This is a genomic window from Nitrobacter sp. Nb-311A, from assembly GCF_000152905.1.
GTDB lineage: Bacteria > Pseudomonadota > Alphaproteobacteria > Rhizobiales > Xanthobacteraceae > Nitrobacter.
The window spans coordinates 43673-66212 of sequence record NZ_AAMY01000013.1 but is presented as its reverse complement, the minus strand read 5'-3'; the positions used below and the strand labels follow the sequence as shown (position 1 = coordinate 66212).

Sequence of the window (22540 nt, the reverse complement as noted above, 5' to 3'; positions counted from 1 at the left end):
GCCGGGTCTGCACGGGATCAGGGCAAGCGCGCGAGCAGGACCGTCATCTCCGGCTGGCCATTGGCCGATATCTGCAGGATGTAAGGACCTGGAGTGAGAGAGTAATCCACCATCTTGCGGATCCCGGTGCAGTTCGGCCCATGTCCGTGCGCGGTCGATCTTGCCGCCTGCTCGTCACGAACAACGTCGATCCAGGCGGCCGAATCGAGCGCCACCCGGTAGGCGCCGGCTTCGCGTATATCGATCCGTACCAGACCGCCGTGGCTGACCGAGCCGCCCGGCTTCTCGGGACGCAGCGGATAGCGCACCTCAGGCGTCGGCAGCAACGTCAGGCGTGCGGCCCGGCCGATCGGCAGGCTCGCGCTTGAAATGCTCGCCTCGCTACCCGCCGCCTGCAATTGGAACGGCGTGGTCCAGGGCGCCAGTTCGCCTGTCGGCGCGACCGGAGTGGCGCAAGCGGGCGGAGCAGCTTCCTGCGCCTCGGTCGGTCCGGCCGCAACGGCGGCGATCCCAAGCGCGCTCAGCGCCAACCCCCATGAAATCTTCCTGCTGCGCATCTTGCCTCCCGTCACCATGTATTTCTCGAACATAACGTAGCTATTGGAAGATGCACGCCGGATATCCCGGCGTGCATCTTCTCGCCGCGACCACCGCACCAAGCTAGAACGTGGCGCGCGCCTTCACGTAGAAGGTGCGTCCCGGCTGCGGCAATCCCCACGCCAGTTCGTAGTTCTGGTCGAGCAGATTTCTCACCCCGCCCGCCACCTCGACATTCGCGGTGACCTTGTAGTTGACGTTGATGTTGGCGAGCGTATAGGCGCCGGTGCGGATATAGAGATCGGGAAAGGCGGCGCGGATCGGCGCGTTCGGTCCCTGGGTGCCGACAAAGACATCGCTCCAACGGTCGCTTGCGACCTCCAGGCTCGGAGTGATGGCGAGCGGCTCGATCGGTCGCCATGTGGCATAGATGAACGCCTTCTGGGTCGGCACGCCGACCGGCCTAAATTCAGGGATTGATACGTCGCTGACGTTGCGCTCGATGAAAGTGTAGTTGCCGCCGATCATGAATTGCGCAGAGAGTTGCGCTTCCAGCGAAGCCTCGAAACCGTAGAAGTGGCCTTGGTTGACGTTTTGCGTTTGCGACTGTGTCGGGCTGACGCGAACCGCCTGAATCAAATCGCGCACGTCGCTGTAGAAAATCGCGGCCGTTCCCCGCAGATTGGAAACAATCTGACCCTTCCAGCCCAGTTCGTAGTTGGTGGCACGTTCGGGGCCCAGATTAGGATTCGGAATCGCGGTGCCGAAGCGCTGGCTGTAAAGCTCGAAGATGGTTGGAAAGCGCGCGCGGTCGGATACGCTGAAATGAAGCTGCCCGGTCTCGCTGTAACGCCAGATCGCCGCCGTCTGCCAGTTCAAGGCATCGGCGCCGCCCTTCGGATATTCGTAGATGAATCCCCCGCCGCTGTTGTACTCCTCGGCCCTGTCGATCGAGTATTTGTCGTAGCTGACGCCTCCCACCAGATCGAAGTTCGGGGTGACATGGAGGGTATCTTCTACCGCGATCGACCATGTCGTCTGCGCCTGATTCTGCCGCGGTTCAAGCATATCCAGCGTCGGATGGGTCGGCCGATTGTGATTCCACTCGGCGTGGAAATCCTGACGGTAGAAGAACGCCGCCTTCAGCGTGTTCATCGGGATCAGCTCGGTGCCGGCCTCCACCGAGCCGCCCCGCGCGCTATCGTCATAGAAGCTGTTGAAGCGGCCGTTATTCGACTGCGACGAATAGGTGATGTCGTCGTACGCCGAGAGCACGTTGTAGAACTTGTTGTGGTAAAGTTTGGTCCTGACATAGGAAGCGTCGCCGAGCTGCGTGTTCGACAGGAAGGACAGGTTCTCGACATCCCATGCCGGCCAGCGCCAAAAGCTGTTCTGGCTCGACGGCGGATTGTTGTAGACATTCAGAGGCGCGCCCTTGGCGCCGGACTGCTTGATATAGTTGATGCTGTATTCGTCGGTAGCATTGGGCGTGTAACCAGCCTTGAGGTTGATTCGCCAGTCCTGGGTGTCTGATCCGTTGCGCCGTCCGCCATCCTCCAGTGATCCGGCATAAGGACCTTGCGCCGGGTATGGCGAATAGCCGCGCGATAGCGACCAGAAATTCTGGTCGAGTTGATTGACGCTGCCCTGAACGTAGAAATTCTCTTGGCGTGAGCCGATCCTCGCGTAGCTGTTCCAACCCTGGAATGCTCCGCGATTGTCGAACGTCGCGCCGCCGCGGAGTTCAGACTCGAACGGCTTGACTGGCTTTAGCGACACCAGGTTGATGGCCCCACCCATCCCGCCCGGCCCGTCGAGCACCGAAGCATAACCCTTCTGAATCTGGATTTCGGCGATATCGCCGGTGAGAAAACGGCTGAAATCGAGCCGGTTGTCGGCTGGGAGATAGACGCGCACGCCGTCGATCATCAACGGAACCTGCCAGCGGCCAAAGCCGCGTACGAAAATGTCGGTCTCGTTACGCTGGCCAGCGGACGACTGCGTGCTGCTCACGCCCGGCACGAGATTCACCGCCTGATCGAGCGTCTGCTTTTCGAAGGTCCACATTTGCTCGCGGTTCACAGTTGAACCACCGACGCCTCCACCCCCGCTACCGCCGCGTCCTCCGCCCGAAACATAAATCTCGCCGAGTTGATAAACTTCGCCCCGATCCTTGTCCCGATCTTGCGCGTCTGCGCCGACCGTCATCGCAACAATCGCGACCGACGACAGCAGCGCACCCCTGCCCGAAAGCCCCCTTGCCAGTATCATAATCTCCCCCAAGAGATTTCGTTATATATATGCTCATATATCGCTAATGGAGACTAACGGGAGAGACAAAGCGACATATTGACACATATACAACGAATTGAGTCGAGGGACTCTTGCACCGGATTTCAGCTATGGGGCGTGGCAAAGCCGCTTTTAAAGAATGGCGCGGTATCGACCCGCACACATCAAAGCGCGCGGATAGCGCAGCGCGCGAAGCTCCCTATCTTTATGATTTGGCATGTTTTCTTCACGCGAACGGATGTCCACTCCGCTCCAAACGCTCAAAAAGCAAAGCTCCATCTCGCGATCAGAACGTTATCCGTTCATCAGGCATGAGGTGACGAACCCTTCAAAGGGCATGGAGACGCGTCAGCGCTCTGTGATCAGGCCGCGACTGGTGACGACAACCCAGCGACCGTCCTGCCTCCGAATCGCATCGACGCGCCCGAGTCCCGGCACCGGATCGCCGGCCTGAACCTCATAGACGCCACTCCGGCCTTCTATCAAAGCATTGCCGTCCATGACGTCGTGCAATACCCAACCGTGGACCGCGGGCAGACGTGCGATGCCGGGCTTGGGCGCCGGCAGCGGAACCGGCTCGGCAACTGGAAGCGAGCCTGTGACATTCGTCGCGGCGGCCGTTGCAGGCGCGGCGGGTGCTGCCGGCGCCGCAGACGCATGCTGCTTGTCCAGCGCCTCCTGGAGCTTCGTCACTCTGGCCGCCGAGTCAGCATGCGCCTTCTCGATCTTGCCCAAACGATCGTTGACCTTGGCGAACTGGCCAGCATCGCCCTTGGCCGAGCGATCGATACTTGTTTTTAACGTGGCGATTTCGGATTCGAGCCGCTCGATCGTAGCCTCCAGGGCCTGGGTGCGGCCTGCAATCGCCGACGGCGGTTGCTCCGCAGTGCCGTGGCCAAGTCCGGATGTCACAAGCGAACCGCCGATCGCGCCGGCGATCACGGCCAATGCCGCTATCGCTGCCATGGCGGCGAGACGCCCTTTGCCGAACCGGCCCGACGTCCGCGCGCCGCCGGCTGCCGTTGAATTCCGATCGTTCGCCGCACCATCCCATGCCTCGCGGCGGAACGGCGCCACGATCACGGTCTTGCCGGTCGCTCGCGGCACGTCGCCTCTCGGAGCCTGCGGCTCAATCGCGGGCTCGATCCGAGGTGTTCCGACCGCCGGCGCTCCGGCTTCAGCTTCGATCGTCGGGTCGATGTGAGACGCAACCGGATCGGCGGCGTCGGACGACGGCGCCGACGATTCCTGCTCTGACGCGAATTTCGGAGATTCAACGCGCGGCGACTCGTCCCCTGTCTCGGAGGGTTTGTCACCGCGCTCACCGGCAGCCCGATCAGACGAATGGTCGCTCACGTTAAGAACTCCAATAAAGGTTGAACTATTCGGTAACTTTTGATGACTTGCAAAATCGTTACATTGAAGACCATTGCGGAAATTTTAGGATTTTTTCCGACCGACAAAACGGCTTGACCGAGCCGACGAAGTCTCGGCCGCCATCGGCGCGAGAGCAACAGCGGCGCCAGATCAGATCACCACCGGCGCGTCCGGCAGTTCGTTCGGACCGGCTCCCCGCTTCGGAAAGTGTTTCGCAAGTTGTCGCGAGACCGCTTCCACGCCCGTGACGGCCCCGGCCTCGAAACGACCCTGCTTGAATTCAGCTTTCATCGCGGCGCAGATGGTCTTCCACACCGCTTCGCCGACCCTGGCGTGAATCCCGCGATCGGCAACGATCTCGACATCGCGGTCGGCGAGCAACAGATAGATCAGGATATCGTTGTTGTGCGCGGTATCCCATATCCGCAGATGCGCGAATACATCGAGCGCACGCGCCGACGCCGGCTGATCCCGGAACAAGGGGATGCCGTCGAGCGCGCCCTCAACGGCGAACACCACCTGACCCGAATGGGTCGCCTCTCCGGCGCAGATCGCCCGCTCGATGGCTGCCATCCCCTCCGGCGGAAAATGCTGCGCACCCTCCAGCGATACGCGAGCAGGTGCCTGCCGATACGCCCGATGCCCATGCTCTACCAACTCCCAGACGCGCCGCCGCCGCCGAAACCGCCGCCGCCACCGCTGAATTCGCCACCGCCAGAAAACGACCCGCCTCCCCGGCCGCCGCCGATCCAGGTGCCGCCGCCCCGCTCCGCGCTCGAGATAATGGTGTCGCCCACCGCCGTAAAAATGAACGCCAGCACCGCGGCGATCCCGGCAACCATCAGCGAGCCGACGAATATCCAGGTCGCGACGCCGGCAAGAACGCCAGTCGTCGCCGAGCCGACAAGCCGGCCCAGGATGCTCCGGAAGATCCCGCCGAAGACAAGCACGCCGACTTTCCACCGTGGCATGGTTCGAGTCCTGACCACGGATATCGCGACGCAAGCCTACGATGGATAAATCAAACCATCATTCGCCAACGAAGCGGCCATATTTACCACGGGAAAACAACAGCGCCTCGTCGGGGTTGTAGCTATAGGCTTCCACGGCGCCGAGGAAGATAACGTGATCTCCGCCGTAATAACGATCGACGGTCCGGCATTCAAAGTTCGCAACGCTGCCCGCCAGAAGCGGAGCGCCGCCGAGACCCGGCTTCCAGTCGGCCCCCTCGAACTTGCGGCTCGACGGCTGCGCGAATTTGGCCGCGAGCGCTTGCTGTGAAGCGCCGAGTACATTGACGGCGAAGTGACTGGCGTTCTGAAAGACGCTCATGTTCCGCGAATAGACCACGAGACTCCACAGCACCAACGGCGGATTCAGCGAAACCGACGCGAACGAGTTGCACGTCAGCCCGTGTGGCCTTCCTTCCTCGTCGGCGGCCGTGATGATGGTGACTCCCGTTGCATAGGTCCCGAGCGCATTGCGGAAGTCGCGCGGATCGAGAGCTGATTCCCCGCGCGCCAGCTCACGGGCCGGGTCCGGCGGATCGGAACATTCAGGACCGTCAGTCATCAGACGCCTCACAACGTCAGATTCTGCGACGGCAGCCCGAGGGCGACCCGACCGTAATCCGTGCCCGCAGCATCGAAGCTGAATGCGATATGGGAGTTGATCGCGTTCGCATCGCGGAACTGACGCTGTAGTGGAGCGGCGGCAAACAGGCCACGCGCCCCGCTTGACGCAAACAGCAACGACACCGCCTCGGTGCACAGAGTCACGGCGTACGCGCCATCGCGACGCCATCCGGTTTTCACCACCATGTCGGGGACAAGCCCGCGCCGCGAATCGGACATCGCCCGAATGCAGATCGAGCGCATGATCAGACGAGCGGCGTCGATCTTCGCGGATGCTTCGGCAATCTTGATCTGCGTGGACTGAAGATCGCCGAGCCTGGCGCGGCTGACAGTGGTGGCGCGGTGCCGCGCGGTCTCGATGTAGTCATTGAGACAACCCTGGGCATTGCCAAGCGCCACGCCGGACAGCACGAACGGAAATAGCGCGAAGACCGGCAGGGCATAAAGCGGGTTCGGATTGACAGCGCTACCGGGAGACGGGCCTCCAGCGATGTCCGCGACCGACAGGGTCATCCATTCCTCGACGAAGACATCGTCGACAGCAACGTCGTTCGAGCCCGTTCCCTTCAGCCCCGCGGCGTTCCACATATCGATGATCCGGTAGCGCTCGCGAGGAACCAGGAAAATCCTGTATTCGATGCCGTCGGCTTCATCGTCCGACGAAACGTGCCCCGCGAGCATGTTCCAGGCGCAGCAATCCACTCCCGAAGAAAAAGGCCAGTGGCCCTGCAGGCGGTACCCACCCTCGACCTTGCTGGCGCAACCGGAAGGAAACACAAAGGACGACGCGATCAGCGCGTTTGGATCCTTCCCCCAGACGGCATCCTGGGCGCGGCTGTCGAACATGCCGAGCATCCAGTTATGGCTCGCAAGGTTGGCCAGCGTCCAGGCCGCGGATGCGTCGGCCATGGCAATCGCTTCGGCGACGTCGACGAGCGCGACATAGTCGAATTCAAAACCACCGACCCGCTTCGGCTGCAGAATTCTGAACAATCCGGCCTCGTGGAATTCCTTCTCGGTTTCAGGCGGCAAGCGCCGCAATTCCTCCGTCCTGGCAGCCCGGTCACGCAGATCCGGCACGAGCGCACGCGCCCGCGTCATCGCGGCCGCATAGGCATGATCGTCCGCGTCAGACCCGGCCGGACTTGCAGGCATGCCAGGATCGCTACCTGCCATTTGACAATCCCCTGAAATTCGGCTGACCGCCGATGCAGTGAGCTTCGCCACGCCTTTCCTAACTACAAGCGGGCATGAAGGGGATCAACAGCAGATGGCATCTGCCAAATCCAGCCGTTTACTGCGCGGCCACCCTGCGAGTTTTTGCAGATAGGCCCTTGTCGAGTTCGATACGGCAGCCCGAGCTAAGGCTGGAGCGGTTTTTGACCATGCAGGCGGTGATCCGGCCGATGTCCGGAATTTCGGAACTGCAAAGGCGGAATGCGTCGCCGGTACACTGCCGTTGCGCTTCGGCGGTGAAGGCAAAGCTCGGGCTGGCAAGCGCGGTCAAAGAGGTCGCGACAGCCAGGATCGCGGCGATTTGACGGACGGTTTCGGTGCGAACGACGCTCATCTGAAGCTCCTCAGGCTGGCCGTGAACCTGCGGCCGTTGTCGATGCCGCATCCTGGACCATTGACCCGGGAGAGACCGTGAGGTGAGTCACTCAAGAAATATGCAAGTTATATCAATGGAATATAGCCAACGGACTCGCGCGAACCGGCCGTGGCCGCCGTCAGAGCCCTGCGACAAATCGGCCTGTGAACTTCGCCCAAGCGTTCCTTGGAGCTTCTGATCAACCGGACGCCATCAAGCATTGACGGGGCGCTAAAGACCGAGTCATTTCAAGCGAGCCGTGGCTGAACCGCCGCACACACAATGGGCGGAATTCTGCCTATCATACCTCGAACAACTGCGCGGCTTCACGCGCATTGCACGGCCGGCCAGCAGCGGGAAACCGTTACGGCCGGCTCCGCCATTCCGTTCTGGAATGCTGCATCATCCATCCCCTGCAAGTTTCGATAGGCAAAGAGCATGAAGACAATCCGCGCGGCAATTTTCTTCATCATCTTTTTATCGTGGATGCCTCTGAACGTCGTGACGGCCGCGCCGGCGCAAGCACCGGGAAATGGCAAACCGGCGAGCCCGGCTGCCGCGCCTGCCGCACCCCCCGCTCCCGCGGATCTGCCGTCCGTACCGCCGCCGGAGTTTCCGCGGGCACAGGCGAAACTCGACGGCTGGAAACGGACGCTCGATCAGGTCGAGACGGCACTGCGCGCCAAGGTTATCCACGACACCGTACTGAACGATTTCCGGGACCGGGCGGCAACGACGCAGCACGAAGCACGCGAGCTGATATCAAAAATCACGCCTCGCCTCGAAGCGGCGACCGCGCGGGCTGCAGAACTCGTGCCAAGCCCCGAAGCGACCGCTCCACAGCCTGACGATGTGAAGCTCGAACGGGCCAAACTGTTGGCTGAAATCGCCGGAAGGCAGGGCGTCATTCAACAGGCCAAGCTCATCAATGTGCGAGCCCAGCAAACAATCGATGCGATCTCCGATCGGCGGCGCGCGGTATTCAACGAATCCGTGCTGCAACGCTCCGCTAGCCTGGTCAATCCAACATTCTGGGTCACGGTCGCGAACGCTGCTCCGATTGCCGCCGGCCGCCTGGTCGATCTCCTCTCCAAGTGGGGCCGCGTACTGTCGTCACAGCCGCTTCGCGCCGCGTCCGGCTTCGTGATCGCCGCCATCGTAGTGCTCGGATTCTTCCTGTCACCGGGCAGGCGCTGGTGGTCGCGGTGGACGACGCGCGATCCCGAGATCGCCAATCCCAGCGCACTGCGGAAAACGGGTTCCGCGGCTGCGATCGTATTCACAGACACCACGCTTACGGCGGTCGCGTTGTTTGTGCTGTACCAGGCGCTCATGATGCTCGAGGTTCTACCCGGCGATGTCACACCGATCGTACAGGCCCTGTTCCTGGGCATCACCTTCGGATTCTTTTTTATCCGCCTGACCACCGCGGTCCTCGCGCCGGGGCGCCCATCGTGGCGCCTTATCGAGCTGGATAATGCGGCGGCCGACGGCATGGTATCGTTCTCCGTCCTGCTCGCCATGGTCATTGCGACCGGTATTGTTCTGGACGCAATAAACCTTGCCATCGGGACGCCCCTCGACGTTCAGATTGCAAGCTGGGGCCTCGTTGCGACGGCGAAGGCGCTGCTTTTCATGGGCGCCCTGCGGGTTGCGGCCAGCACCGAGGACGAAGACGAAACGACCCCCGCTGCTTCCTCCACACAGAAGTCCGCCTGGCACCTGCTGATCCCGGTGGGCTGGGTGTTGGCCACGGCCGCTGTGCTTGGACCGCTCTTGGGATATGTGGCGTTCGGCCGGTTCGTTGCGAAAGAAATGGGCGTGATGGTCACCGCGCTGATGAGCTTCGTGCTGCTGAGCCGGTTCGCGGCCGTTCTCATCAGTACGACGTTCGCCTATAATGGCACGATCGGCCGCTTCCTGCGGCAAACCACGGGTCTCGGGAGCAGCGCGGTACGGCAGATCGCCGCACTGCTCGGCGGTCTTGTCCAACTGTCCCTGATCGGACTGACAGCCTTTTTTATCCTCACAACGTGGGGAATTCGTTCCGACGACGTCGTCACGTCGATGTCGTCGGCATTCTTCAGCTTTCAAATCGGCAGCATCACCTTTTCGCCGTCCCAGATTCTCGGCGCGCTCGCTGTCCTCACCGTCGGCATCGTAGCCACGCGCGCGCTCAAGCGGTGGCTGGAAGAGCGTTTCCTGCCGGAAACCAATCTCGATGTCGGCGTTCGCAGTTCGATCGGGACCGGCGCCGGCTACGCGGGAGTTATTCTCGCCACGCTGATCGCACTGTCGTACATTGGACTCAATTTGCAGAACGTCGCCATCGTCGCCGGCGCGCTATCGGTCGGTATCGGCTTCGGACTGCAATCCATCATCAACAACTTCGTTTCCGGTCTGATTTTGCTTGTGGAGCGGCCGATCAAGGTCGGAGACCGCATCGAGGTCGGCACCCGCATGGGCGTCGTGAAGCGCATCAACGTACGCGCCACCGAGATCGCCACATATGACAACGTCTCGGTGATCGTACCGAACGCGGAACTGATCAGCGGTCAGGTCGTCAACTGGATGCACGGCAGCTATTCGGCCCGTTTGTCAGTGGCAGTCGGCACCTCCTATGATGCCGACCCGGACAAAGTCATCAAAATCTTGCTCGATATCGTCGCGCATCATCCGCGCGCGCTGAAGTCGCCTGAACCGTTTGCCATTCTTGGCAATTTTGGCACCGACTCGCTGGAGTTCACGGTGTTCTTTCACGTCGCGCATATCGGCATCGATGCGGGGGCCGCCAACGAGGTCAGGCTCGAAATTCTCAAACGCTTCCGCAAAGAGGGAATCGAAATTCCCTATCCGCAACGGGACCTGCATATCCGGGATATCGGCCGCCTCGAAGCTCTCGTGCGCGACCTGACCGACAGCGATCGTCCCGGAGCATCACGACGGCGGATAAGATCATTGGAAAGCTGACGTTCATTATCGAATGATGTATAGTCCCGTCTCCCATATGCCTTGGATCGTGGAATACCGAGCATGAGAATGCAGGCTTCATCCAACAGATCAGTGCCCTCGCTGAGTCTACGTATCGATCTCGATCCCAAGGGCCGCATCGGGCCGGGAAAAATTCAACTGCTCGAGAGCATACAGACTTGCGGCTCGATTTCGGCCGCCGGACGTGCCATGGACATGTCCTATAAGCGCGCGTGGGATCTTGTCGATGAAATAAACCGCATCTGCCGGCAGGCAGCGGTCGCGCGGCAGACCGGCGGCAAGAACGGCGGCGGCGCGGTTTTGACCCCGTTCGGGGTTTCCCTCGTGGCTCGTTACCGCAAGATAGAACGCGATGCCGCCAGCGCGGTCCACAAGGAGCTCGAGGCGCTACGAAACGACATCCGGCACCCGAAAAAAAGCGCGGAACGGGACAGGGACGCCAAGACTCGGTGACCCGGCCGCGACTCGGCATTCTTCAACTCACCTCGACGCCGACCCGACCTGCAACTCTGACTGCCGCAACCTTGAGGAAGGCGCAGATCCCGATCATCAATCCGCCAACGACAGCTACGCTTCATCGTTAGATCCTGATGGCAGATCTTGTGATCGCGGTGGATGTCGGATCGAGCAGCGCGCGCGCAGGAGTGTTCGACGCGGGCGGTCGACTGCTGGCGCGCGCCGAAGTCCCGTTTGCGACCCCCCACCCCGAAACCGACCATGCCGGGCACAGGGGATCATGCTCTCTAGCGCTGCAACCGGACGCCTAGCATCACCACGGTCGCCGCCGAACTTGCGCCGGGAATGTTCGTACTCAGCACGTCGTGGCGCACCTGCGCCTTGATCTGGAATTCGCGGTTCAGCCTGTAAATGAGATCGCCGGAGATCGAGTATATCTCGTCGGAGCGGATCGAATCCCGATACTCCTGCGTCGCATAGGTGAACCTGCCGATCCCGGTCAGCCAGCGGCGAAAATCGTGATCGATCTCGATGGTGTGGGAACGTGTCAGCACGCCGGAGACACCGGGTACATAGGATTCATCGACAAAAGTCACCGAGATGAACTTTGCCGTGGTCAGCGCGGTCGCGGACCAAACCAGCGACCCGCTGGTGAGCAAGCCGGTCAACTGGTTCAGGCGCGGGTCCGCATAGTTCCGGGCGGTATAGCCGATAGAGGCTTCGCCAATCAGCAAACGCGTCAATTCAAAGCTGGTCCCGACCTTGGCGTAGCCGCCGCGGGAGTCGCGCTGGAAGCCAAAGCGATCAACCGGCGTGTCGCGCGCTCGTGCGTCAGCCTCGACCTCGCCGAAGGGCTTGAGGCCCGGCATCAGATCATAGCTCGCGCGCGTCACGGCGCCGTATTGGTTGAAGTTGCGGTCCGCATTGGTCGCCGATGTGCCGTCCGTCAATTGCGAGTCCTGATACATGGTGCGGTCGGCGAATCCGTGCAGCGAGAGCTGCAGCCGGTTGATGTCGTGTTCGATACCGGCCGTTCCACCGGTCGTCGCGAAGATCGGATACCTTGCCAGACCGGCCTGGACGTTGGGGCTGCCGGGATTGTCCGTGCCGATCCGCAGCCGCACCTCCGAATTTATGCGGGTATCACGCCTGACGTCGAGACGTCCCACGGCCCTGCCGATGAAATCCGGTCGATCCACGTTCGTCGGGACCGACACCACCGACTGAGCCGGATTATTGACCCCCGGCGGGAAAGTTCTGCCAAAGCCGGTGAATGATCCGCGGAAATCAACCAGAAGAGAGTGCCGCTCCCAATCCGACGCAGCCACGAATTCGGGCGACACCATGTAGAACGCGGAGCCCTTCGGGCTATTGAAGCGACCGGGATTGGTGTTGTAGCCACCCCAGAGTTCGACCGCCGACCTGACGAGAAAGCTGCCGACGTAATTGCCCACGGCGCCGAACGGATCGTCATCGCGCTTGAGACGGCGGCGCGGTGGCTGCCCCTCGACCCTCCCGGCCATAGCCGGGGCAATCGGAGTCGTATTGGCGGTCGACGACGGCGGAATCGATAACGGCGGTGGCGGCGGAACGGCGACGAAGTTGCCCGGCCCCGGCGGCTGCTTCGGTTTCGGCGCGCCGGGATAAAGCTTCGGCTTCTTGCGCCGGCGATTGAGCGAATCATAGCCGGTATCGCCCGCACCCGTCGCGGCGGGGATGTCGTAGGCGGGAATTCTGCCGATGCGGGAGGGAGCCGTTGTTGAGAATGCCGATGCTAAATCGCCGCCGGCATCATCGGTCCGGCGCAAGGAGGACTCCCGCGCCTGAAAAAATCCGCCCCGAAGCGGAGTGACGGCATCCCCGGTAAGCGTCTGGGCCTCAGCAGTCGCGCATCCGGGAACGATGAGGGCGAGGCAGACCAAAGCCGCGCGCCACGTCGGTGCGCGCTGGCAAAAGCCCGTCGCTGGACCGGAAGACACGATCCCGAAAACTCCAAGCAAAACATACTGCAAAGCTCGCCCGAAGGGGCGGGCTATCGTTAATGGAGGTAAAACAATTATGGTTAACGGGCCGTTGAGAACGCGAACCTGCATCGCATCGCGCAAGCAGGCGTGCTAAGCACAACCATCCGAACGTGGCGTCGCGTCTCAAAGCCTTTTCGCTTCTGACGGAACCAGAAGCGGGGCTCTCAGATCTTGATTTGACGCGTTTTCTTTACGCGAACCGCTATCCACATCGCTCGAAAACGCTATAGCGTGGAACCAGCATGACTTCATTTGAATCACCCACAGTGACATCCGCCATGACCGATCAGGCCAATGCCGCGATCGAGTCCGCATTGCGGACCTTCGAGGCGGAGGCTGGCGGGGTGTCGGCGCTTGCCGCAGCGCTCAAATCCGATCTCGGTTCCGCATTCGCTGTTGCAACGGACCTGATCCGCAACGCCAAAGGGCGGCTGATCGTTACCGGCCTCGGCAAGTCCGGCCACATTGGTCGCAAGATCGCCGCGACTTTCGCCTCGACCGGAACGCCTGCCTTCTTCGTCCATGCGGCGGAAGCCAGTCACGGCGATCTGGGCATGATCACTCCCGATGACGTCATCATGGCGCTGTCCTGGTCGGGCGAGCAGCCGGAGATGAAGAACCTCATCACCTATGCCAAACGCTTTCGTATCCCCCTGATCGCCATGACCGCCGAACGCGATTCCACGCTCGGCAGCGCCGCCGATCTTGTGCTAACGCTGCCGAAGGCGCGCGAGGCCTGTCCGCACAACCTCGCGCCGACAACCTCGACGCTCATGCTCCTCGCGCTCGGCGATGCATTAGCCGTCGCGCTTCTTGAAGGCCGCGGCTTCACCTCGACCGATTTCAGCATGCTTCATCCCGGCGGCAAGCTCGGCGCGATGCTTAAACAAACGCGCGACATCATGCACAAGGGCGATGCATTGCCCGTGGCGCTGTTGGGGACGCTGATGTCACAGGCCATTGCCGAGATGACGGCGAAGACTTTTGGTTGCGTTGCCATCGTTGATGACAATGGCACGCTCGCGGGCATCATCACGGACGGCGACCTGCGCCGCCGCATGAGTCCCGATTTGCTCTCGTTGAAGGTCGAGGATGTCATGACGCGCACCCCGATCACTGTGCGGCCGGATCAACTCGTCGGCGAGGTCCTGGACTTGCTCAACACCACGAAGAAAACGCAGCTTCTGGTCGCCGACAATAACAAGCTCGTCGGCGTCATTCATTTTCACGATCTGCTGCGCGCGGGCGTGGCCTGATCGTTCAAACGAAGGAGAGACCCTCGCGGGTCGCGTCGAGCATCCCGCGAGATCCGATGCGCGCTACGGCGCCGCAGCCACGGTCAGGCTCGCGCCGTCCGCCTTCACAATTTTCACCCGGCTGCCGGCCGGCGCATCCGGTCCTTCGATCCGCCAGATCGTATCGTCGATCCGCACCGTGCCCGCTCCATCCACGATCGGCTTCTCTAGCGTGAACACGCGCCCGACCAGCGCGTGAGCGCGCTTGTTAAGAAACGGACTGTCGCCGGCGCTCGCCTTCGAGCGCGCCATCCGACGCCAGAACGGCACAGCGGCAGCGGCGAACACGGCAAACATCAGGAGCTGCGTTTGCCACGTTGAATCCACCACGAACGACAGCCCGCCGACCAGGAACGCGGCCAGTCCGAGCCAGAACAGGAACACACCCGGCGTCAGCAGTTCAAGACCCACCAGAACGAGGCCAAGGATCAGCCAGTTCCAGTTTCCGAGCGACGCGAACAGGTCCGCCATAAAACCCTCCCTCGCCCGACGATCTATCCTTGCGGCGGCATCGGCGGCGGCACAGGAGTGCCGACATTCGGCACTGCTCCCCGTCGCGCGGCTGCAGCAGGCGCCGCATTGTCGCCGAAGGTGGCCTTGGCGATCTCGCCAATGCCGGCCAGCGACGCCAGCATGCTGGTGGCTTCCATCGGCAGCAGCACGACCTTCTGGTTTGGCGAGTTCGCAAGCTGACCGAACGCCTTGATGTATTTATCAGCGATGAAGTAGTTGAGTGACGCCACATCGCCTTTCGCGATCGCCTCGCTCACCATGCGCGTCGCCTTGGCCTCGGCCTCCGCGGACCGTTCGCGGGCCTCGGCATCACGGAAGGCGGCCTCCTTTCGGCCTTCGGCTTCGAGAATCTGCGACTGTTTCTGACCCTCGGCCTTGAGAATCGCCGACTGTCGCTGGCCTTCGGCCTGAAGGATGTCGGCGCGTTTGTCGCGCTCGGCCTTCATCTGCCGGCCCATCGCCTGCACGAGGTCGGCAGGCGGTACGATGTCCTTGATCTCGATGCGGTTGACCTTCAGACCCCACGGAGTCACCGCGGCATCCACAACACGAAGCAGCCGCTCGTTGATCTCGTCACGATGCGACAGCACCTGGTCGAGATCCATCGCGCCCATGACCGAGCGGATATTGGTCATTGTCAGCGTCACGATGGACTGGTTGAGATTCGCCACCTCGTAGCTCGCCTTGGCCGCATCAAACACCTGATAGAAGGCGACGCCGTCCACCGTGACCGTCGCGTTGTCCTTGGTGATGACCTCCTGCTGCGGAATTTCGATCACCTGCTCCATCATGTTGACCTTGCGGCCAACGCGGTCGATATAGGGAATGATGAGATTGAGGCCGGGGTCGAGCGTCCGTGTGTACTTGCCGAACCGCTCGATGGTCCAGTCGTGGCCTTGCGGCACGGTCTTGACGCCGGCTAGCAGCGTCAGGATCACGAGTCCCACAAAAGCAATCGCAAAAATATCGAACCCGGTCATAAAACTCTCCCTGCGAGGCACCGTCCCCTTCAGGAACGCGATGCGTTCGCCGCCTTCCGTATAATACAAGATTGTGAACCGCCGGTTAGTCGCCACCGGAAGAGGTAAGGTTCGATCGACCGGAAGCGAGACACCTAGAATATCTTTTCAATTCGACGCGTTTTCCTTGCGCGAACCAGATTCCACTTCGCTCGGAAACGCTCTATATCCAGCCCTTAAGCTCGCGCAGCACCAGCGTCCGGATCACTTCCATACCCGGATCGCTGTCGTTCAGGCAGGGAATCGCGCTGAACTCCTGGCCGCCGTTGTGGCGAAAGATCTCCGCATTCTCCTGCGCGATTTCCTCCAGCGTCTCCAGACAATCGGCCGAAAAGCCCGGCGTGACGATGGCCAGCCGCTTCACGCCCTCCTTTGCCAGTTTTTCGACGGTCTTATCGGTGTAGGGCTGCAGCCACTCATCGAAACCGAAGCGCGACTGAAACGTCAGCATCAATTTCGACGCATCAAGCCCCATCCGCTTGCGCAGGGCTTGAGTAGTGGCGACGCATTGCGCCTGATAGGGATCGCCCTTTTCGATATAGGCCTGCGGCATGCCGTGGAAAGACGCCATGATCACTTCAGGCGTGAAGGAGAGCGAGGCGAGATGCGTCTCGATTGAAACTGCCAGCGCCTCGATATAGGCGGGATCGTCATAATATGGCGGCGTCACTCGCAGCGTCGGCTGGGCGCGCATCTCGCTGAGAATGCGGAATGCCTCGTCACATACGGTGGCGGATGTCGTCGCTGAATATTGCGGATAGAGCGGCACCACCAGGAGCCTGTCGCAGCCCTGGGCCGCCAGCGCCGCGATGCGCGAGCGCATCGACGGATTGCCATAACGCATTGCCCAGTCGACGACGATATGCTCGTGGTCGGCGACTGTGGCTGCGAGCTTGTCGGACTGCGCGCGCGTAATGGTCTTGATTGGCGACTCGTTGCGCTCGGTGTTCCAGATCTTGAGGTAGTCGAGCGCCTTGCGGCGCGGGCGAGTATTCAGGATGATGCCGTTCAGCACCAGCTTCCAACCCAGGCCCTGCTTCTCGATGACGCGTGGATCCGACAGAAATTCCTTCAGATACGCCCGCACACCGCGGGCATCGGCGGTATCAGGGGTGCCTAGATTGACGAGCAAAACACCAACGCGCTCGCGCGGAGCACCGGCGGCGGTCCCGGCCTTGCCGATAGGAATAACGACCGTCATGCCACCTGGATTCGCGCGCCGGCCCGTTCTTGTCAAGCCCGCGCATCTGCCGATGCCGCCGCAATACCGACCGCGAAGGGATTTGGCATGACGGTCGCGGAATGGTGTGTCTTCGGGGCGGTCATTCTGTATCTGCTGACGATCGTCCCGTTCAAGGCGCTGGGGTCTCCCCGCTTCGACAACGCCCGGCCGCGCGATCCCGGATTCTACGACCATCCGCTGCGTGCGCGCGCGCTCGGAGCGCACCTGAACGGCATCGAAGCTTTTCCGTTTTTTGCCGCCGCCGTTCTGCTTGCGGAGTTTCGCGATGCGCCCCAGCGTCTGATCGACGAGCTGGCGATCCTGTTCCTGATCGTCCGCGCCGCCTACGTCGTGACCTATATCGGCGACCGTCCGACGCTGCGGTCTATCCTCTGGGGCATCGGCTTCGCCATCAACACGGCGATTTTCTTCCTGCCAGCAATCCGGCACTGGCTGCCTTCCTGACAGGCGCGGATATGGAGCCGGTCAACTCCTCTGCGCCGCCTGCGGCGCTTCCAGCAATCCGCGCCGCCGCAACAGCGCCTCCGGCTCCGGCTTGCGACCGCGGAAGGCGATGTAGGCTTCTTCCGGATCGCGCGAGCCACCCGACGAATAAATATCGTCATGCAGCCGCTTGGCCGTTTCCTGATCGAAAATGTCGCCGGCCTCCTCGAAGGCTCCGAATGCATCGGCATCCATCACTTCCGACCACATATAGCTGTAATAGCCGGCCGCATAGTGATCGCCGGAGAAGATGTGGCCGAACTGGGTCGGCCGGTGGCGCATCGCGATTTCCGCCGGCATTCCGATTTTGTTCAGCCCGGCGCGCTCGAATGCTCCCACATCGCGAATCGTCGAGGCCGGCTGGCTGTGGAACTCCAGATCCATCAACGCCGAAGCGACGAATTCGACGGTGGCAAAACCCTGGTTGAACTGCCGCGCCGCAAGGAAGCGCTCAAGCAAATGGTCCGGTAGCGGCTCGCCGGTCCGGTAGTGCTTGGCGAACCGCCGCAGCACGAGCGGCTGTTCCTGCCAATGCTCATAGAGCTGCGATGGCAGCTCGACGAAATCGGTAAACACGTTGGTGCCCGACAGCGAGGGATAGGTGACGTTCGACAGCATGCCGTGCAGGCCGTGTCCGAACTCATGGAACAGTGTGCGCGCATCGTCCGGCGACAGCAGCGCAGGCTGGCCGTTCGCGCCCTTGGCGAAATTGCAGACGTTCACGACCAGCGGCGCGACATCGCCGTCGAGCGTCTGCTGATCGCGCAGCGACGTCATCCAGGCCCCGGACCGTTTCGAAGCTCGCGCGAAGTAGTCGCCGTAGAATAACGCCTGATGCTTGCCGGACGCGTTCATCACTTCCCAGACCCGGACGTCCGGATGCCAGACCGGAATGTCCTTGCGCTCGGAGAAAGTGAGCCCGAACAGCCGATGCGCGCAGTCGAAGGCCGCGGCGATCATGCCATCCAGCGTCAGATACGGTTTGATCGCGGCATCGTCGAAATCGGCGCGGATCTGGCGTAGTTTTTCAGCGTAGTAGCGCCAGTCCCACGGCGCGAGGGAGAAGTTGCCGCCCTCCTCCGCGATCAGGGCCTGCAAGGCGTCGCGATCGGCAAGCACCCGCTCACGAGCCGGTTTCCAGACCCGCTCCAGCAGGCCGCGGGCGGCTTCCGGCGTCTTGGCCATCGAATCCTCAAGCCGATAGGCAGCGAGGCTGGGGTAGCCCAGGAGTCTTGCGGCCTCCTCGCGAAGCGCGAGGATCTCCACGATGAGTGCGTTGTTGTCGTTGGCGTTACCGTTGTCGCCGCGGGCGACGAATGCCTTGTAGATTTTCTCACGCAGATCGCGCCGGCGCGAGCTGTTGAGAAACGTCTCCACCGACGAGCGCGAAGTGGTCACGATGGCCTTGCCGGGCAGCGCGCGTTCCTCCGCCGCGGCACGCGCCGCCGCAACGAAGCTGTCGGGCAGGCCGTCCCGGTCGTCCTCGCCGAGTTCGAGGAACCACTCTTGCTCGTCGCCGAGGAGATGATGTCCGAAGGTGGTGCCGAGATGAGCCAGCCGTTCGTTGATCGCGGCCATCCGCTCCTTCGCGGTCTCGTCGAGACCGGCGCCGGCCCGGTGGAAGCGGGTGTAGGTGCGTTCCAGCAGCCGCACCTGTTCCGCGGTCAGTCCGAGCGCCGCGCGATTCTCGTGGAGTTGCGCGACGCGGCCGAACAGCACCGCATTCATCAGGATCGGGTTCCAATGCCGCGCCATGCGCGAGGAGACATCCTTGTCGATCTCGAGCAGCGCCGGATTGGAATGCGCCGACACCAGATTGTAAAACACGGCGGAGACCTTCGCGAGCAGCCTGCCGGAGCGTTCCAGCGCGACGATGGTGTTGGCGAAGTCCGGCGCCGACGGATCGTGGGTGATGGCGGCAACCTCGGCGGCGTGATCGGCGAACGCCTTCTCAAAAGCGGGCAGGAAGTGTTCAGGCGCGATCCCGCCGAACGGCGGCGTCTGGAAAGGCGTCTGCCACGCCTTCAGCAGCGGATTGTCCGGGTCGGAGACGGAAACGATAGGCGACGATTGAGGCGTGTCTGACATAGGGATTCTGCTTTCGCCCGTTGCTGCACATGTCTGCCGCGATCCGGAGGCATCGGAACTATAACACGCGACAGGGCATTTTGTGGCCCTTGGCGCTTGCCGCCGCGGACATTTTCAGAGAGATTGCCGTCCGCAATGGGATTCCTAAACATGAGTTCTCAACCTGCTTCCTCCGCTTCACGCCAGATCGCCTGGCCCAGCGTCATCACCGTCATTTCGGCTGCGATCCTGATCGGCGCGGAAGTATTCGGCGCAGCGTTCGCCGGCGGCTGGGCGCTCGCGATCCTGTTCGGTCTCAGCCCGACGGAGGGCCACATCCTGCAAGCGGTGCTGTTCGTGATCGGTGTCTTCGTCATGATCAATTTCATCCGCGCTGCCCGACGCGTCGAACCCTTCGTGCGGCGAGCCTGAGAAAAACCGCTGCGGCGCAGGGCTAACCTGCATCCTTCCTACGTCTCATCCGCCGCTTCATTAAACAACTCTTAACTCTATCGATCATCGGCGCACGATCGCGTCCTATCGACGACGTGGGGAAACCACGCTTCGCTCCAAGAAAACTATTGCGAAGCCCGAGCAAAAGACTTATCTCCGCTACTGCCCAATTTCGCACGTGCCTGTGGTCGTGTGTCAGTCGGTGGGTATCCGGACAAGAGGCCGGACAGCCGCCAAGGGTGAAGTAGCCGAGGGTCACTCAGATCGATCGAGACTTGAATCGATTGAGACTGAGAGACCAGCATCTCTCTCCAGGGATGCCGTTGAAGGCGCTTCATTCCTTGCAACCGTGACTGGCAGCCGGAGGCGAACCGGCGCACCCCGCTCTCAACGGGGGACGCGACTTAAAGCAACGACGGATCGGGCTTTTTTGGTCTCTACCGGCCTTCCACCGCCGGCGCGGGCTACTGAAAAGGCTTGTCCTTCATTGCCAGGTGTGCGGGCGGGATCATCCCAACCAATCCACGGCAGCACAGTTGATCTGAGCTCAAGGCGTTGTCGCGTCTCCATCATGCGACGACTCCGGAACGTTCAGGCCGACGTCATTTTGAACGAGTCCGTCGCTGGACCGTTTGGAGGGTGCTATGACCGAACGCATTCGGGAATTCCTGCGCGACCGTCGCAGCAAAGGCAACGATACCGAGCCCTGCCTCGTGGTCGATCTCGACATCGTGCGCGACAACTATCAGACCTTCGCGAAGGCATTGCCGGACTCGCGCGTGTTCTACGCCGTGAAGGCGAACCCTGCCCCCGAGGTGTTGAGCCTGCTTGCCTCGCTCGGTTCGTGCTTCGACACGGCAACCGTCGCCGAGATCGAAATGGCGCTTGCTGCCGGCGCGACGCCGGACCGCATTTCCTTCGGCAACACCATCAAGAAGGAGCGCGATATCGCGCGCGCCTACGCACTCGGCATTCGCCTGTTCGCCGTGGATTGCAATGCGGAGGTCGAGAAGATCGCCCGCGCCGCTCCAGGGGCGAAGGTGTTCTGCCGCATCCTCTACGATTGCGCGGGCGCCGAGTGGCCGCTGTCGCGCAAGTTCGGCTGCGAGCCGGAGATGGCGGTCGAGGTGCTCGATGTCGCCAAGCGTCTGGGCCTTGAGCCGGTCGGCATTTCGTTCCATGTCGGTTCGCAGCAGCGCAAGCTGAAAGCCTGGGATCGCGCTCTCGCGATGGTCTCGCAAGTGTTTCGCGACTGCGGCGAACGCGGAATCAACCTGACCATGGTCAACATGGGCGGAGGCTTCCCGACGAGGTACCTGAAGGACGTTCCGCCGGTCGTGCAGTATGGCCGGTCGATCTTCCGCGCGTTGCGCAAGCACTTCGGCAACCAGATCCCGGAGACCATCATCGAGCCGGGCCGAGGCATGGTCGGCAACGCCGGCGTGATCGAGACGGAGGTCGTTCTGATCTCAAAGAAGAGCGACGACGACGAGAACCGATGGGTCTATCTCGACATCGGCAAGTTCGGCGGCCTCGCGGAGACCATGGACGAATCGATCCGCTACGCAATCAGGACGCCGCACGACGGCGCCGAGATGACGCCATGCGTGCTGGCAGGTCCGACCTGCGATTCGGCCGATGTGCTCTACGAGAAGCAGCCGTATCCACTACCGGTGACGCTTGAGATCGGCGACAAGCTGCTGATCGAAGGCACCGGCGCTTATACCTCGACCTATTCGTCAGTGGCCTTCAACGGCTTTCCGCCGCTGAAGACTTATCACATCTGAGCGTCAGCTCTCCGTCCCGGTCGCGGAGAGCTCAAAGAGAGCCAGAATCCGGTTCGCCGGCTTCCTCCCTGTCACAACTCTTGCTGACAACACTCCGCGGCTGTTCGAGCCCGTCGGAGGGGGTGACGCGCCATGAATGCTGTTCTCAAGAAAAACGCCGCCCGGTGCGAGGTTTCTTCCTTCGCGATCCGTGCCGAGCGCCCTTCCGACGTCGCCGCGCGCGAAGCATTGCTTGATGCAAGCTTCGGCGCGGACCGCCATGCGCGGACCTGCCAGCGCCTGCGTGACGGACGGAAGCCGGTCGAGGGCCTCGCTTTAGCGGCGGTTAGCAACGGCGAGTTGATCGGAACCGTGCGGCTGTGGCACGTCAGCGCCGGGGGCATCCCCGCACTGGCGCTCGGTCCCCTCGCGGTTGCTGCGGTCCATCGCAGCCTTGGCGTCGGCGCCGCATTGACGAAACGCGCGCTCGATCTCGCGCAGGCGCATGGTCATGGCGCAGTCATCCTGCTCGGCGATGCGCCATATTACGCGCGCTTCGGTTTCTCGACGGTCAAAACCGGCAACCTTCTCCTGCCTGGTCCTTTCGACCGTGACCGTCTGTTGGCGGTCGAACTGCGAAAAAATGCGCTTGAAGCCGCCGCTGGCCGGATCGTGCCGACCGGCGCTCGGGTATCGAGAATGCGGCGATGTCACGCCCGGGAAATTGCGCGGCCGATGCCGTGCGCAGCGTGAACGCACCCGGACCGGCGATGCTCGTTTCGAGAGCGGGCGCGCGAAA

General features: G+C 62.0%; 19 protein-coding genes and 1 pseudogene. 7 read left to right on the top strand and 13 right to left on the bottom strand.

Annotated elements, in window-relative coordinates:
• Positions 1-17: 17 nt before the first annotated feature.
• The 8 genes and pseudogenes from NB311A_RS06760 to NB311A_RS06725 form a co-directional block, all read right to left on the bottom strand.
• On the bottom strand, positions 18-557 hold the full coding sequence (locus tag NB311A_RS06760) for a hypothetical protein (RefSeq protein WP_050752078.1): 540 nt from the start codon (positions 555-557) through the stop codon (positions 18-20).
• Positions 558-660: 103 nt separating this feature from the next.
• Complete coding sequence (locus tag NB311A_RS06755; protein ID WP_009797754.1) at positions 661-2808, bottom strand: TonB-dependent siderophore receptor; 2148 nt, start codon at positions 2806-2808, stop codon at positions 661-663.
• 369 nt (positions 2809-3177) lie between these two features.
• The gene (locus NB311A_RS06750) at positions 3178-4185 is read right to left on the bottom strand and encodes an ABC transporter C-terminal domain-containing protein (protein ID WP_009797753.1); all 1008 of its coding nucleotides are present in this window, start codon (positions 4183-4185) and stop codon (positions 3178-3180) included.
• Between the two features lie 171 nt (positions 4186-4356).
• Positions 4357-4853 (bottom strand): annotated as a pseudogene (locus NB311A_RS06745) (TPM domain-containing protein).
• 3 nt (positions 4854-4856) lie between these two features.
• Positions 4857-5177 carry a hypothetical protein gene (locus tag NB311A_RS06740; RefSeq protein WP_009797751.1) on the bottom strand — a complete coding sequence of 107 codons (321 nt, stop codon included), beginning with the start codon at positions 5175-5177 and terminating at the stop codon, positions 4857-4859.
• A 58-nt stretch (positions 5178-5235) separates the two neighbouring features.
• Entirely contained in the window at positions 5236-5778 is a 543-nt protein-coding gene (locus NB311A_RS06735; protein ID WP_009797750.1) for a flavin reductase family protein, read from the bottom strand.
• An 8-nt stretch (positions 5779-5786) separates the two neighbouring features.
• Positions 5787-7016 carry an acyl-CoA dehydrogenase family protein gene (locus tag NB311A_RS06730; RefSeq protein ID WP_040674163.1) on the bottom strand — a complete coding sequence of 410 codons (1230 nt, stop codon included), beginning with the start codon at positions 7014-7016 and terminating at the stop codon, positions 5787-5789.
• Between the two features lie 118 nt (positions 7017-7134).
• Positions 7135-7410: a hypothetical protein gene (locus tag NB311A_RS06725; protein ID WP_040674183.1), complete on the bottom strand. Its 276-nt coding sequence runs from the start codon at positions 7408-7410 to the stop codon at positions 7135-7137.
• A 459-nt stretch (positions 7411-7869) separates the two neighbouring features.
• Here NB311A_RS06725 and NB311A_RS06720 point away from each other — a divergent pair, with 459 nt between their 5' ends.
• Together NB311A_RS06720 and NB311A_RS06715 are read left to right on the top strand one after the other, a co-directional pair.
• The gene (locus NB311A_RS06720) at positions 7870-10401 is read left to right on the top strand and encodes a DUF3772 domain-containing protein (protein WP_009797747.1); all 2532 of its coding nucleotides are present in this window, start codon (positions 7870-7872) and stop codon (positions 10399-10401) included.
• 69 nt (positions 10402-10470) lie between these two features.
• Positions 10471-10875, top strand: coding sequence for a winged helix-turn-helix domain-containing protein (locus NB311A_RS06715; protein ID WP_009797746.1), 405 nt, complete (start codon positions 10471-10473; stop codon positions 10873-10875).
• A 290-nt stretch (positions 10876-11165) separates the two neighbouring features.
• On the opposite strand, the gene NB311A_RS06710 is transcribed toward NB311A_RS06715, so the two are convergent.
• Positions 11166-12857 (bottom strand): outer membrane beta-barrel protein, encoded by a 1692-nt coding sequence (locus tag NB311A_RS06710; RefSeq protein ID WP_040674182.1) that lies wholly within the window; start codon positions 12855-12857, stop codon positions 11166-11168.
• 287 nt (positions 12858-13144) lie between these two features.
• Here NB311A_RS06710 and NB311A_RS06705 point away from each other — a divergent pair, with 287 nt between their 5' ends.
• The gene (locus NB311A_RS06705; protein WP_040674161.1) at positions 13145-14158 is read left to right on the top strand and encodes an SIS domain-containing protein; all 1014 of its coding nucleotides are present in this window, start codon (positions 13145-13147) and stop codon (positions 14156-14158) included.
• 63 nt (positions 14159-14221) lie between these two features.
• Here the strand turns inward: NB311A_RS06705 and NB311A_RS06700 are convergent, their stop codons facing one another.
• From NB311A_RS06700 to hemH, 3 genes are all read right to left on the bottom strand, one after another.
• Positions 14222-14668: an NfeD family protein gene (locus NB311A_RS06700; RefSeq protein ID WP_009797743.1), complete on the bottom strand. Its 447-nt coding sequence runs from the start codon at positions 14666-14668 to the stop codon at positions 14222-14224.
• A gap of 23 nt (positions 14669-14691) precedes the next feature.
• On the bottom strand, positions 14692-15690 hold the full coding sequence (locus NB311A_RS06695; protein ID WP_040674179.1) for an SPFH domain-containing protein: 999 nt from the start codon (positions 15688-15690) through the stop codon (positions 14692-14694).
• A gap of 202 nt (positions 15691-15892) precedes the next feature.
• On the bottom strand, positions 15893-16930 hold the full coding sequence (gene hemH / locus NB311A_RS06690; protein WP_009797741.1) for a ferrochelatase: 1038 nt from the start codon (positions 16928-16930) through the stop codon (positions 15893-15895).
• Between the two features lie 87 nt (positions 16931-17017).
• Here hemH and NB311A_RS06685 point away from each other — a divergent pair, with 87 nt between their 5' ends.
• The gene (locus tag NB311A_RS06685; protein ID WP_009797740.1) at positions 17018-17416 is read left to right on the top strand and encodes an MAPEG family protein; all 399 of its coding nucleotides are present in this window, start codon (positions 17018-17020) and stop codon (positions 17414-17416) included.
• Positions 17417-17437: 21 nt separating this feature from the next.
• On the opposite strand, the gene NB311A_RS06680 is transcribed toward NB311A_RS06685, so the two are convergent.
• A complete protein-coding gene (locus tag NB311A_RS06680; protein WP_009797739.1) occupies positions 17438-19543 on the bottom strand; it encodes a M3 family metallopeptidase in 2106 nt (701 codons plus the stop codon).
• A 150-nt stretch (positions 19544-19693) separates the two neighbouring features.
• Between NB311A_RS06680 and NB311A_RS06675 the strand changes: the two genes are divergently transcribed.
• The 3 genes from NB311A_RS06675 to NB311A_RS06665 all read left to right on the top strand — a co-directional run bounded on the left by NB311A_RS06675 (position 19694) and on the right by NB311A_RS06665 (position 22494).
• Complete coding sequence (locus NB311A_RS06675; protein ID WP_009797738.1) at positions 19694-19954, top strand: hypothetical protein; 261 nt, start codon at positions 19694-19696, stop codon at positions 19952-19954.
• 665 nt (positions 19955-20619) lie between these two features.
• Positions 20620-21762: a type III PLP-dependent enzyme gene (locus tag NB311A_RS06670; protein WP_009797737.1), complete on the top strand. Its 1143-nt coding sequence runs from the start codon at positions 20620-20622 to the stop codon at positions 21760-21762.
• A gap of 132 nt (positions 21763-21894) precedes the next feature.
• Positions 21895-22494, top strand: a complete 600-nt coding sequence (locus NB311A_RS06665) for a GNAT family N-acetyltransferase (RefSeq protein WP_009797736.1) — start codon at positions 21895-21897, stop codon at positions 22492-22494.
• Positions 22495-22540 lie beyond the last annotated feature (46 nt).